The following is a 12089-nucleotide window of genomic DNA, read 5'->3' as shown; positions in this document are numbered from 1 at the left end:
GGCTGGGTGTCAAAGCCTTTTCGCGCGTTTTTTCAGGGCTGCGACTGCGCGGCCCGCCCAAGGGAGAGACATTGCCCCGCGAACCGCACATTCCCGAGCTGCCCCATCTGGAGCTGGTCCTGCGCCGCTCGGGCAAGGCGCGGCGCTTCTCGCTGCGGGTTTCGCGGGTCGACGGGCGCGTGGCGCTGACGATCCCGCGCGGCGCGAGCGAGCGCGCGGCGCTGGCATTCGCGCGGGCGCAGACCGATTGGTTGCGCAAGGTGCTCGACGAGGTCGCGCCGGTGCGACAGGTGCGATTCGGTGTCGAGATCCCCTTCGAAGGGCGGGCGCTGCGCATCGAGCCCGGGGCCTTGCGCGCGCCGCGCATCGAGGGAGAGCGGCTGATCGCGCCCGAGGATCCGGCGCGGCTGGGGGTGCGGCTCGAGACCTTTTTCAAACATGCCGCGAGGGTGCGGCTGCAAGCGGCAAGCGAGAGATATGCGGGCCAGCTTGGCCGGCCCTTCTCCTCGATTACCCTGCGCGACACCCGTTCGCGCTGGGGGTCGTGCAGCGCCTCGGGGGCGCTTTCCTACAGCTGGCGGCTGATCATGGGGCCGCCGGAGGTGCTCGATTACGTCGCGGCCCACGAGGTCGCGCATCTCGCGGAGATGAACCATTCGCCCGCTTTCTGGCGCGTCGTGGCAGAGCTGCGTCCGGGGTTCAAAGCCGAGCGCGCCTGGCTCAAGCGCGAGGGCTCTGCGCTCCATGCAATCCGGTTTCGCGATTGACGGACGCTGCAAACGTGATCACAAAAGCGCCATGACCACGATTACCACCCGTCCGATTGAAACGGCTGCGCATGACCGGCTTTACCGGAACCTGCGCCAGCAGATCATGGTAGGCGAGCTGTTGCCCGGCACGGCGCTGACGCTGCGGGGGCTGGGCAAGCAATACAATGTTTCGATGACGCCCGCGCGGGAGGCGCTGCGGCGGCTGGTGGCGGAAGGGGCGCTGACGCTGTCGAGCTCGGGGCGGGTGACAACGCCGGAGCTGTCGAACGAGCGCATCGAGGAGCTGGCCGCCTTGCGGGCGTTGATCGAACCGGAACTGTCGGCGCGGGCCTTGCCGCGTGCCCACCTCGCACTGATCGACCGCCTCAGCGCGGTCAATGTGGCCAATGCCGAAGCTGTCGCGAAACAGGATGCGGTGGGCTATATCCGCACCAACCTCGAATTTCACCGCACGCTCTACCTGCGTGCTCAGGCGCCCGCGATGCTGGCGGTGATCGAGACGGTCTGGTTGCAACTCGGCCCGACGATGCGCGCGCTCTACAACAAGGTGCAGCGCAACGAGCCGCCGCGCCATCACCGGATGATTCTCGCAGCTCTCAGGGCAGGGGACGAACCGGCGCTGAGGCTGGCCGTGCGCACCGATGTGACGCAGGGTTTGCGCCATCTGGCGCAGCGGGGCTGGTAAAACAGGGCGATCAAAGGTCCCCATACCTCCATAAAAACGGCTTGAGCGACTTGACGCGGAGCAGGTTTGGCCTTATTCCGCGCCAACGGATTTTCGGGCGCTGCCAGACGGCGCCCTTTGATGTTGGGGCCGGAGCGCGATTCGCGTGGGCTGGCCGGGAAAGAAACGAAGGAAGAATGCCATGTCGCGCGTTTGCGAACTGACCGGCAAGGGCCCGACCACGGGCAACAAAGTGAGCCACGCGAACAACAAGACGCGTCGCCGCTTCCTGCCGAACCTGAACGATGTCACCCTGATCTCGGACGTCCTGGGCCAGAGCTTCAAGCTGCGTATCTCCGCGGCCGGCCTGCGTTCGGTCGACCATCGCGGCGGTCTCGACGCGTTCCTCGCCAAGGCGAAGAACGAAGAGCTGTCGGCGAAGGCGCTGAAGATCAAGAAAGCGATCGAAAAGGCCCAGGCTGCCGCCTGATCCTCGTGATCCGACAAGATTGCGAAGGCCCCGCTGGTTGTCCCGGCGGGGCTTTTGCCATGCGCGGAGGATGCCAGGTCGGTCTTGGCTTTGCATCGCCTTGCGCGACGCGCTAGCTTGAGGGCCACGCGCGAACCGGCCACCTTCCGACAGAGGAGGGGCCATGAGGAGGACACCCCTATGATCCGCAAATTCCTGATGCTGGCGGCCGCCTGCACGATCGCCATGCCCGCCTTCGCCGACGAAATCGAAATCGTCGACGCCTATGTGCGCAGCTCCAGCCCGATCGCGAAATCGGCAGCGGCCTTCATGGATATCCGCAACACTACCGATCGCGACGACCGGCTCGTCTCGGCCAGTTCCGATCTCGCGGCGCGGGTCGAGCTGCACACCCATCAGGTCGGTCCCAATGGCGAGATGCAGATGCGTGAGGTCGAGGGCGGCTTTCCGATCCCCGCCCATGGGGGGCATCTGCTGGCCCGTGGCGGCGATCACGTGATGATGATGGGGCTTGGCCATCCGATCCATCAGGGCGATCTGGTGCGCCTTACGCTGGTCTTCGAGAAGGCGGGAACGATGGTGCTCGATGTGCCTGTGGATCTCGAACGCGGTCAGGACATGACGCAAGACGATCCGGTCACCCATGGTGAGGTCAGCCATGGCGGCATGACCCACGGCGAGATCACCCATGGCGATCCGCAGCTTGGCAAAACCGAAAGCGATATGTGAGGCTTGCGCGGCGGCCTAGCCGTGCAGCAACTCCAGCATCGTGGCCGCCGCCGCCGAAGGCGCGTTCTGCCCATCGGCCACTGCATCGCCGAGCTCGGTCATCTTCGCGCGGATCTGCGGGTCTTCGCGCAGCCGTGCCAGCAGCCCCTCGCGCACCTCGGCTTCGAACCAATGGCGCGCCTGCTCGGCCCGGCGGCGGTCGAAATGCCCGTTCGCGCGGCGCCATTCGGCGAGAGTCTGCATCTCTTCCCAGGCCTTTTCCAGCCCGTGTTCCTCGATCGCCGAGACGGGCAGCGCTTTGGGGAACCCCTCGGGATCCTGAGGGCGTTTGCGCAGCAGGCGCAGAGCGCCCGCGTAATCGGCCACCGTGCGCATTGCTGCCGGTTTCAGATCGCCATCGGCCTTGTTCACGAGGATCAGGTCGGCCATCTCCATGATGCCGCGTTTGACGCCCTGCAGCTCGTCGCCGCCCGCGGGCGCCATCAGCAGAACGAAGAGATCCACCATCTCAGCCACCAGCGTCTCGGACTGGCCGACGCCCACGGTCTCGATCAGCACCACGTCGAAGCCTGCGGCCTCGCACAGGCTCACCGCCTCGCGGGTGCGCCGCGCGACACCGCCGAGATGGGCTTGCGAGGGTGAGGGACGGATAAAAGCGTTGGGATCGCGCGAGAGGCGCTCCATCCGGGTCTTGTCGCCGAGGATCGAGCCGCCAGAGCGCGCCGAGGAGGGATCGACCGCCAGCACCGCGACGCGCAGCCCCTTGGCGGTCAGCATCATCCCGAACGCCTCGATGAAGGTCGATTTGCCGACGCCCGGCGTGCCCGAGAGCCCGATGCGCAGCGCCTGACGCCCTTCGCTGGCCAGTTCGTCCAGCAGCGCCGTGGCCTTCGCGCGGTGCTCGGCGCGCCCCGATTCCACCAGTGTGATCGCGCGGGCAAGGGCCCTGCGGTCGGCGGCGAGGATGCGGGTGGCGAGATCGGCGGGGCTTTGGTCACTCATCGGCGGGCTTTCGCTGATTTTTTGCTTTCGTGTCAAAACTGACATGAGACGTGAAGACTTATCGGTTACTTGCCTTCACCCTGCGACCTATGTCCAGAGCGAATGGAAAATTCCCGAGGTGAACAAAGCAATGACCTCTCTTCTGACCCGCATCTCCCGGCCGCTCGCCGGTGTCGTGGCCGCGGCCATGCTCGCAACGCCGATTGCCGCCGTGCCGGCGCGCGCCGATCAGAGCGACCGGATCGTTTTCGACGTGGAGCTCAAGGGTATCCGCGCGGGCGAACTTTCGATCAATGGCAAGATCACCGAGGGCGCCTATGGCGCGAACGGCGTGTTGCAGACAGCGGGGCTCGTGGGCTTCCTGCGCAAGATCAAGTTCACCGCAAGCGTTTCGGGCCTGTTCGCGGATGGCCGGTTTACCCCGCTCAAATATACCGAGGTGGATGACGCGCCGAACCGCGATTCCCGCCATGAGATCATCTACAACAACGGCACCCCGGTTTCGGTCAGCCGCGTGCCGCCGCGCAAGCCCAAGGACCGCGACGTCGATCCGGCGAAACAGGGCGGCACGGTCGACCCGCTGACCGCGCTTTATGCGGTGCTGCGCGACGTGCCGCGCGACGAGGCCTGCAAGCTTGACGTGAAGATGTATGACGGGGCGCGGCGGTCTCAGGTGCGCCTGTTCGATCCCAAGCCCGATGGCAAGGGGCTCGTCTGCTCGGGCGAGTATCGCAGGCTCGAGGGCTTCTCGGAGAAGGACATGAAGGAGAAGAGCCGCTTCGCCTTCACCCTCTATTACGATCCGAGCGCTAAGGGCGGTTTGCAGGTCGACCGGATCGAAACCGATACGATCTATGGAAAAGGCCGCCTCACTCGGCGATAAGGGCCGGGTGAGCAAGGACAACCTCTCCCTTCCGATTGATGCGGTGCTGCCCGAGCTGCGGGCGGCGCTGTTGGCGCATGGCCGCGCGGTGCTGATGGCGCCTCCCGGGGCGGGCAAGACGACGCGCGTGCCGCTGGCGCTGCTCGATCAGGTTGAAGGCCGGATCGTGATGCTCGAGCCGCGCCGGTTGGCCGCGCGCGCCGCCGCCGAACGGATGGCCGAGACCTTGGGCGAGAAGGTGGGCGAGACGGTCGGCTACCGGATCAGGGGCGAAGCGAAGGTCTCGAAAACCACCCGGATCGAGGTGGTGACCGAGGGCATCCTGACCCGCGTGCTGCAATCGGACCCGGAGCTGTCCGGCATCGGCTGCGTGATCTTCGATGAATTTCACGAACGCTCGCTCAATGCCGATCTCGGGCTGGCGCTGGCCTGGGAGGTGCGCGGCGCGCTGCGGCCCGATCTGGCGCTGGTGGTGATGTCGGCGACGCTCGATGCCGAGCCGGTGGCGGCGTTGCTGGACGATGCGCCGATCGTGGTATCCGAGGGGCGTGCCTATCCGGTCGAGACGCGCTGGCTGGATCGTCCGGTGGATAGCTCGATGCGCTTCGAGGCGGCGATGGCGGGGTTGATCGTGGAGGCCGCCGGGGCGACGAGCGGCAGCCTGCTGGCCTTCCTTCCGGGCGAGGGTGAGATCCGCCGCGTCGAGGGGCTACTGAAGGGGCGCTTGCCCGATGATATCGCGATCAGGCCTCTGTTCGGGGCGATGGAGTTCGCCGCCCAACGCGCCGCCATCGCGCCCGCACCCTCGGGGCGCAAACTGGTGCTGGCCACCGCCATCGCCGAGACCTCGCTGACGATCGAGGATATCCGCGTCGTGATCGACGGCGGCAAGGCGCGGCGCGCGCGGTTCGATCCGAGTTCCGGTATGGCGCGGCTGGTGACTGAGCCCGTGAGCCGTGCCGAGGCCGAGCAGCGCCGGGGCCGTGCGGGGCGCGTGGCCGAGGGGATCTGTTACCGGCTTTGGACCAAGGGCGCGGAAGGGGCACTGCCCGCCTTCGCCCCGCCCGAGATCGAGGTGGCGGACCTGACGGGGCTGGCGCTGGAACTCGCGGTCTGGGGCAGCGATGGCGAGGATCTGGCCTTCCTGACCCCGCCGCCTGCACATGCGATGGCCGAGGCGCGCGCGCTGCTGGAGGAATTGGGCGCGCTGAAATCCGGGCTGATCACCGAGCACGGGCGCAGGCTCGCGAAACTGCCGCTGCATCCGCGGCTTGGCCATATGCTGCTGACGGCGGGTGCGGAGGCCGCGCCCCTTGCCGCGCTGTTGGCCGAGCGTGATCCGCTGCGCGGCGCGCCCGCCGATCTGACCCTGCGCCTCAGTGCCGTTCGCGATCCCAAACGCTTCGAGGCGCGCCACCCCTACACGCCCCATCGCGGCACGATCGAACGTATCCGCTCCGAGGCGAAGCGTCTCGCCCGTCTCGCGCCCGACACGCGTGAGAGCTATTCCCCCGCCGAGCAGCTCGCGCTCGCATACCCTGATCGTGTGGGCCTGCGCCGCAAGGGCGATGCGCCGCGCTTTGTGCTTTCGGGTGGCAAGGGGGCGGTTGTGGCCGAGGGCGATCCGCTGGGGGCGCAAAGGCTGATCGTGGTGAGCGATCTCGACGGCGACCCGCGCGAGGCGAAAGTGCGGCAGGGCATCGCGATTTCCGAGGCCGAACTGCGTCGCCTCTATGCCGACCAGATCGCCTGGGAGGACGTCTGCGACTGGTCGAAACGCGAGGGCCGGGTGATCGCGCGCAGGCAGGAGCGCTTCGGGGCGCTTGTGCTCGACGATCGCGTCTGGAAGGACGCCCCGCGCGAGGCGCTGGCTCATGGCGCGCTGGCCGGGCTGCGCCAGATCGGGCTGCCGATGAGCGCGGCCGCGCGCCGCTTGCAGGCGCGGGTGGAGCTGTTGCGCGGGCAGGGGGCCGACCTGCCCGATTTCTCCGATGAGGGGCTGCTCGCCTCTGCCGAGGACTGGCTGCTGCCCTACCTTGGCAAGGCCCGGACCGAGGCCGATCTGCGCAAGCTGGACCTGACCGATGCGTTGCGCGCGGCGCTCGACTGGGAGCAGATGCAGCTGGTGGACCGCCTTGCACCGGCGCATTTCGAAACGCCGCTGGGCCGCCGCGTCCCCATCGACTACGCGGGCGAGGCGCCCGGCATCGAGATCCGCCTGCAGGAGATGTTCGGCGTCACGACCCATCCCACGGTCGGTCCGAAACGCCTGCCGCTGCGGATCACGCTGCTATCGCCCGGCCACAAGCCCATTCAGGTCACGATGGACCTGCCGGGGTTCTGGGCGGGATCTTATGCCGATGTGCGCAAGGATATGCGCGGGCGCTACCCCAAGCACCCCTGGCCCGAGGACCCGCGCGAGGCGGATCCGACCCTGCGCGCCAAGCCCCGAAAGTGAGTGCGCGCATTTGCCCTGATTGACCCTGTGCCCCGCTTTGGGCCAAATCGCGCGAAAATGACGAGGGACATCCATGACCGAAACGCTGAGCTTCGAGGACCGCAAGCGCCTCGTGATGACCGTGCTGATGACGCCAGATCAGGCGAATTTCTCCGGCAAGGTTCACGGGGGCGCGCTGCTGAACTGGCTCGACCGGGTCGCGTTCTCGCTCGCCTCGCGCTACTCGCAGCGCTACGCGGTGACGCTGAGCGTCGATCAGGTGACCTTCCAGCAACCGATCAATGTGGGCGAGCTGGTGACGTTTCGGGCCAGCGTGAATCATACCGGGCGCACCTCGATGGAGGTCGGTATTCGGGTCGAGGCCGAGAACATCACCGCCGGCACGCGGCGCCACACCAATAGCTGCTATTTCACGATGGTCGCGGTGGATGAAAACGGCAAACCCGCCGAAGTGCCCAAACTGGAGCCCGCGACGAAGGAAGAAAAGCACCGCTGGCACGCGGCCGAGCTGCGCCGGGCACTGCGCCGGGAATTCGCCGCTAAGATGGAAGCTGCGGCCGATCACGACGAGGATTGAGGCCGCCAGGCGCTTTGTCATCGTGCCTTCCGAACGACAAGGGGCGGCCTCCGTGCCGCCCCTTGTCTTGTGTGGCACTTGCCTCTCAAGCGGGCACGGCAGAGCCATGCAGCAGTGCGGTGCGACGCTCGGGCGAGATCTTGAAGGCCTTGGAGAGCTGCGAGATGAAGGCGATCTCGGCTTTCTCGAATTTCCCATCGGCCATCGCGACCAGCATCGCGGCACGCAGCACCAGCTCTTTCGCCTCGGTTTTCAGCCCCTTGCCGAGGGCTCGGAAATCCGCCGGTTGCAGATCGCTGCGCGACATCTCCGCGATTTCGGCGATCAGGCGCGGATCGCAGTCTTCTCCGGTCAGCCTTGTGACGATGCTTGCGATCGTGGCGACCTCGTGGGGGCTGACCGCGCCATCGGCCTTGGCCATCGCGCAGGTCACATCCGCGATGCGCTGCGCGACCGGGGGGAGCGCTCCGAGCGCAGCTTTGCGCGGCTTTGCGGCCCGACCCTGGCCCAGCCGCGCGCGCAGCAGCATCAGCAGGAGAAAACCGATCGCACCGAAGGTGATATAGCCGTTCATCTTCTGCGCCGTGCTGAGCTGAGGCTCGTCGGGCAGATCGGCCGGGAAGATCCCCGCCTGCTTGCCCGCTGCGAGCTTTTCGGCCGTGATGGGGTAATATTGCCCTGCGTCGCATTTGCCCGCGGCCATCGCGTAGCCATCGGGGCTGTAATAGATCGGAATGCCGAATACATGGTTTTTCGTCTTCAGCGCGCAGAGCGACAATGCGCCCTTGCCGTCCGGATCTGGGAGCGGGATGGCGGCGACGAATTCGAGAAACTCGCTATGACCGAGCCTGCCGCGGGCTTCGGCCTGTGTCGCCGTGGTCGCCAGCGCCGCAAGGAGAACGAGCGCCGGAATGGATCTGGGGTGCATGACAGGCTCCAACTCAAACTCAAATAGGCCCGGGCGAGACGCCACGGGCCTATCGAGAGTCGCTGTCATTTGCGGCCTGAATAGGGCTCTAACCCGGCAATTGTTTACCGGGCGACCCTCAATCAGGCGTGGATCGCACCGTCACCGCAAGCCAGTGCCGCCTCGCGCACTGCCTCCGAGAAGGTCGGGTGGGCATGGCAGGTCAGCGCCACGTCCTGCGCGGAGGCGCCGAATTCCATCGCCACGCAGATCTCGTGGATCAGGTCGCCGGCGCCGGGGCCGATGATGTGGCAGCCGAGGATGCGGTCGGTTTCCTTGTCCGCGATCAGCTTCACGAAGCCTTCCGACTGGAACACCGCCTTGGCGCGGCCATTGCCCATGAAGGAGAACTTGCCGACCTTGTAGGCGCGGCCCTCCTGCTTGAGCGCTTCTTCGGTCTTGCCGACCGAGGCGACCTCGGGGGTGGTGTAGATCACGCCGGGGATCACGTCGTAATTGACGTGGCCGTGCTTGCCGGCGATGACCTCGGCCACCGCCATGCCCTCGTCCTCGGCCTTGTGCGCGAGCATCGGGCCGACGATCGCGTCGCCGATCGCGTAGATGCCCTTCACATTGGTCGCCCAATGCGCGTCGGTCTTGATCTGACCGCGCGGCAGCATCTCGACGCCCGCGCCCTCAAGACCGAGGCCATCGGTGTAGGGCTTGCGGCCCGTCGCGACGAGCACGGTTTCGGCGTCGAGGGTGGCCTCGCTCTCGTCCTTGCGGAGCTGGTATTTGACGGTCGCCTTGCCGCCTTTGACCTCGACACCCTGCACGGCGGCGCCGAGCACGAATTTGAGGCCCTGCTTGGACAGGATCTTCTGGAAGTTGCGGGCAACCTCGCCATCCATGCCGGGGGTGATCGCGTCGAGATACTCGACCACGGTCACCTCGGCGCCGAGGCGGGCATAGACCGAGCCCATCTCAAGGCCGATGACGCCCGCGCCGATCACCACCATCGACTTCGGCACTTTCGGCAGCGAGAGCGCACCGGTCGAGGTCACGACGGTCTTCTCGTCGATCTCGATGCCGGGCAGCGAGGCGGGCTCGGAGCCGGTCGCGATAACGATGCTCTTCGCGTTGTGGACCTCGTCGCCGACCTTCACCTGACCGGCAGCCGGGATCGAGCCCCAGCCCTTGAGCCAGTCGATCTTGTTCTTCTTGAACAGGAACTCGATACCCTTGGTGTTGCCGTCGATCACGTCCTGCTTGTAGGCCTGCATCTGCTTCCAGTCGACCGAGGGAGCTTTGCCCTTCAGGCCCATCTTGGCGAAGTTGTGCTCGGCCTCGTGCAGCGAATGGGTGGCGTGCAGCAGCGCTTTCGAGGGGATGCAGCCCACGTTGAGGCAGGTGCCGCCCAGGGTCTCGCGGCCCTCGACACAGGCCGTCTTGAGGCCCAGCTGCGCGCAGCGGATGGCGCAGACATAGCCGCCCGGGCCGCCGCCGATCACGATCACATCATAGTCTGCCATTGGTCTTGCTCCTTAGAAGTCTTTGGCGCGCGGAGACCCGCGCGGGTGTTCAGATCAGCGCGGCCACGACCAGCGCCAGGATTGCGAAAAACGAAAAGCCCCAGACGAGCGAGCGCCAGGGCACGAGCCCCATCAGATAGGCCGGGATATAGAGGACGCGCGCGATCAGGAAGCAGACCGCCGCGCCCGCCGTCGTCTGATCGGCCTGGCCCGAGAGCACCACGATCAGCACCGCAGGGGTGAAGAGGATCAACCCCTCGAAGGAGTTGTTCACCGTGCGCTGCAACCGCCCCAGCAGGACCGATATCTCAGGTGCGGCCTTGTCGCGCGGGCTCAGCGGGTAGCGCGTGCCCAGCTCGGTATTGGCCTTGATCGAATAGGCGACCATCAGGCCGAGATGGAGAAGCAGCGCAAGGGCGAGGGTGGTGAGTTCGGGGGTCATGTGTCGCTCCCGGTGGAGAGGGCGGACCGGGGGGCTGCCTGCCCCCCCCGGACCCCCCGGGGATATTTGGACCAAGAGGAAGGGGCAGGGAGTGCCGCCTTCGTTCCTGTCTTTACAGATCCATCAGCAGGCGGCGCGGGTCTTCCAGCGCTTCCTTGACGCGCACGAGGAAGGTCACGGCGCCTTTGCCGTCGACGATGCGGTGGTCGTAGCTCAGCGCGAGATACATCATCGGTTTGATGACGATCTGGCCGTTTTCGACCATCGGGCGCTCCTGGATCTTGTGCATGCCGAGGATGCCCGATTGCGGCGGGTTGAGGATCGGCGAGGACATCAGAGAGCCGTAGACGCCACCGTTCGAGATGGTGAAGGAGCCGCCCTGCATCTCGGCCATCGACAGCTTCCCGTCGCGCGCACGCACGCCGTATTCGGCGATCTGCTTCTCGATCGAGGCGAAGCTCAGCTGGTCGGCGTCACGCACGACCGGCACGACGAGACCATTGGGCGTGCCCACCGCCACGCCCATATGGACATAGTTCTTGTAGACGATCTCGTTGCCGTCGATCTCTGCGTTGACTTCCGGCACTTCCTTGAGCGCGTGGCAGCAGGCCTTCACGAAGAAGGACATGAAGCCGAGTTTGACGCCGTGCTTCTTCTCGAAGAGGGTCTTGTACTCGTTGCGCAGGTTCATCACGCCCGACATGTCCACCTCGTTATAGGTGGTGAGCATCGCGGCGGTGTTCTGGCTGTCCTTGAGACGCTTGGCGATGGTCGCGCGCAAGCGGGTCATCTTCACGCGCTCTTCGCGGCTGGCATCGTCTGCATTGACCGGCCCGCGCGGAGCCTGCGCCGGGGCCGGGGCCACGGCGACGGTCGCCGGTTTCGGAGCGTCGGCCGCCTTGGCCACATCTTCCTTCATGATCCGGCCATCCTTGCCAGAGCCCTGAACCGAGGCCGGGTCGATGCCCTTCTCGGCCATCAGCTTCTTGGCCGAAGGCGCATCTTCGACGTCTTTCCCGCCAGCCGACGCCGGAGCGGCTTCGGCCGGAGCGGCGGCGGCGGGTGCAGCAGCCCCAGCCGAGGCGCCCTCGGAGATCACGGCGAGCTTGGCCGAGGCGTCGACGGTCGTGCCTTCCGCGGCGACGATCTCGGTCAGCACGCCCGCGGCGGGGGCGGGAACCTCGACCGAGACCTTGTCGGTCTCGAGTTCGCACAGCATCTCATCGGCCGCGACCGTGTCGCCGACCTTCTTGAACCACGTCGAAACCGTTGCCTCGGTGACCGATTCACCAAGGCTGGGCACCATCACATCGACCATCTTTCCCTCATTCGATTGGGGTTGGGCGGCTGCCGCCGCCGGTTTGTCTTCCTGCTTCGGAGCGGCGGCCGCAGCCCCCGCCTCTTCGATCGTGGCGAGAAGGGCTGCAACGCCCACCGTGTCGCCTTCGGCGGCGACGATCTCGCCAAGCGTGCCGGCGGCGGGCGAGGGAACCTCGACCGTCACCTTGTCGGTTTCGAGCTCGCAGAGCATCTCGTCGGCGGCGACCGCATCACCCGGTTTCTTGAACCAGGTGGCGACGGTGGCTTCCGTGACGCTCTCTCCGAGCGTGGGAACGCGGACTTCAGTGGACATCG

The 12089-nt window shown here is 66.5% G+C and carries 12 protein-coding genes; 7 read left to right on the top strand and 5 right to left on the bottom strand.

Annotation, left to right across the window (positions count from 1 at the left end):
- The first annotated feature begins 71 nt into the window (after window positions 1–71).
- The 4 genes from BMG00_RS11760 to BMG00_RS11745 all read left to right on the top strand — a co-directional run bounded on the left by BMG00_RS11760 (window position 72) and on the right by BMG00_RS11745 (window position 2653).
- Complete coding sequence (locus tag BMG00_RS11760; protein ID WP_245795022.1) at window positions 72–767, top strand: M48 family metallopeptidase; 696 nt, start codon at window positions 72–74, stop codon at window positions 765–767.
- A gap of 31 nt (window positions 768–798) precedes the next feature.
- Window positions 799–1455: a GntR family transcriptional regulator gene (locus BMG00_RS11755; protein WP_078529957.1), complete on the top strand. Its 657-nt coding sequence runs from the start codon at window positions 799–801 to the stop codon at window positions 1453–1455.
- A gap of 181 nt (window positions 1456–1636) precedes the next feature.
- Window positions 1637–1924 (top strand): 50S ribosomal protein L28, encoded by a 288-nt coding sequence (gene rpmB / locus BMG00_RS11750; protein WP_038077471.1) that lies wholly within the window; start codon window positions 1637–1639, stop codon window positions 1922–1924.
- A 180-nt stretch (window positions 1925–2104) separates the two neighbouring features.
- Window positions 2105–2653, top strand: coding sequence for a copper chaperone PCu(A)C (locus tag BMG00_RS11745; protein ID WP_078529956.1), 549 nt, complete (start codon window positions 2105–2107; stop codon window positions 2651–2653).
- Window positions 2654–2668: 15 nt separating this feature from the next.
- On the opposite strand, the gene meaB is transcribed toward BMG00_RS11745, so the two are convergent.
- Window positions 2669–3655 carry a methylmalonyl Co-A mutase-associated GTPase MeaB gene (gene meaB / locus BMG00_RS11740; RefSeq protein WP_078574460.1) on the bottom strand — a complete coding sequence of 329 codons (987 nt, stop codon included), beginning with the start codon at window positions 3653–3655 and terminating at the stop codon, window positions 2669–2671.
- Window positions 3656–3785: 130 nt separating this feature from the next.
- Here meaB and BMG00_RS11735 point away from each other — a divergent pair, with 130 nt between their 5' ends.
- From BMG00_RS11735 to BMG00_RS11725, 3 genes are all read left to right on the top strand, one after another.
- Complete coding sequence (locus BMG00_RS11735) at window positions 3786–4538, top strand: DUF3108 domain-containing protein (protein WP_245795021.1); 753 nt, start codon at window positions 3786–3788, stop codon at window positions 4536–4538.
- Window positions 4510–6996: an ATP-dependent helicase HrpB gene (gene hrpB, locus BMG00_RS11730; RefSeq protein ID WP_078574459.1), complete on the top strand. Its 2487-nt coding sequence runs from the start codon at window positions 4510–4512 to the stop codon at window positions 6994–6996. The genes BMG00_RS11735 and hrpB overlap by 29 nt, the downstream gene beginning before the upstream one ends.
- 73 nt (window positions 6997–7069) lie before the next feature.
- Window positions 7070–7573 (top strand): acyl-CoA thioesterase, encoded by a 504-nt coding sequence (locus BMG00_RS11725; protein ID WP_078529952.1) that lies wholly within the window; start codon window positions 7070–7072, stop codon window positions 7571–7573.
- Between the two features lie 85 nt (window positions 7574–7658).
- Here BMG00_RS11725 and BMG00_RS11720 read toward each other — a convergent pair whose 3' ends face one another.
- The 4 genes from BMG00_RS11720 to odhB form a co-directional block, all read right to left on the bottom strand.
- Window positions 7659–8501 carry a tellurite resistance TerB family protein gene (locus BMG00_RS11720; RefSeq protein WP_158521717.1) on the bottom strand — a complete coding sequence of 281 codons (843 nt, stop codon included), beginning with the start codon at window positions 8499–8501 and terminating at the stop codon, window positions 7659–7661.
- 122 nt (window positions 8502–8623) lie between these two features.
- Window positions 8624–10012 (bottom strand): dihydrolipoyl dehydrogenase, encoded by a 1389-nt coding sequence (gene lpdA, locus BMG00_RS11715; protein ID WP_078574457.1) that lies wholly within the window; start codon window positions 10010–10012, stop codon window positions 8624–8626.
- Window positions 10013–10061: 49 nt separating this feature from the next.
- A complete protein-coding gene (locus tag BMG00_RS11710; protein ID WP_078574456.1) occupies window positions 10062–10454 on the bottom strand; it encodes an MAPEG family protein in 393 nt (130 codons plus the stop codon).
- A 112-nt stretch (window positions 10455–10566) separates the two neighbouring features.
- The gene (gene odhB / locus BMG00_RS11705) at window positions 10567–12087 is read right to left on the bottom strand and encodes a 2-oxoglutarate dehydrogenase complex dihydrolipoyllysine-residue succinyltransferase (RefSeq protein WP_078529948.1); all 1521 of its coding nucleotides are present in this window, start codon (window positions 12085–12087) and stop codon (window positions 10567–10569) included.
- Window positions 12088–12089: the final 2 nt, after the last annotated feature.

It is taken from the genome of Thioclava marina (assembly GCF_002020135.1).
Lineage (GTDB): Bacteria > Pseudomonadota > Alphaproteobacteria > Rhodobacterales > Rhodobacteraceae > Thioclava > Thioclava marina.
This window is presented reverse-complemented; position numbering and strand designations above follow the sequence as displayed.

Excerpts from the sequence above, each read along its gene's own strand:
- BMG00_RS11755 (WP_078529957.1), top strand. The coding sequence starts at position 799 with ATGACCACGATTACCACCCGTCCGATTGAAACGGCTGCGCATGACCGG.
- rpmB (WP_038077471.1), top strand. The coding sequence starts at position 1,637 with ATGTCGCGCGTTTGCGAACTGACCGGCAAGGGCCCGACCACGGGCAAC.
- BMG00_RS11745 (WP_078529956.1), top strand. The coding sequence starts at position 2,105 with ATGATCCGCAAATTCCTGATGCTGGCGGCCGCCTGCACGATCGCCATG.
- meaB (WP_078574460.1), bottom strand. The coding sequence starts at position 3,655 with ATGAGTGACCAAAGCCCCGCCGATCTCGCCACCCGCATCCTCGCCGCC.
- BMG00_RS11735 (WP_245795021.1), top strand. The coding sequence starts at position 3,786 with ATGACCTCTCTTCTGACCCGCATCTCCCGGCCGCTCGCCGGTGTCGTG.
- hrpB (WP_078574459.1), top strand. The coding sequence starts at position 4,510 with ATGGAAAAGGCCGCCTCACTCGGCGATAAGGGCCGGGTGAGCAAGGAC.
- BMG00_RS11725 (WP_078529952.1), top strand. The coding sequence starts at position 7,070 with ATGACCGAAACGCTGAGCTTCGAGGACCGCAAGCGCCTCGTGATGACC.
- BMG00_RS11720 (WP_158521717.1), bottom strand. The coding sequence starts at position 8,501 with ATGCACCCCAGATCCATTCCGGCGCTCGTTCTCCTTGCGGCGCTGGCG.
- lpdA (WP_078574457.1), bottom strand. The coding sequence starts at position 10,012 with ATGGCAGACTATGATGTGATCGTGATCGGCGGCGGCCCGGGCGGCTAT.
- BMG00_RS11710 (WP_078574456.1), bottom strand. The coding sequence starts at position 10,454 with ATGACCCCCGAACTCACCACCCTCGCCCTTGCGCTGCTTCTCCATCTC.
- odhB (WP_078529948.1), bottom strand. The coding sequence starts at position 12,087 with ATGTCCACTGAAGTCCGCGTTCCCACGCTCGGAGAGAGCGTCACGGAA.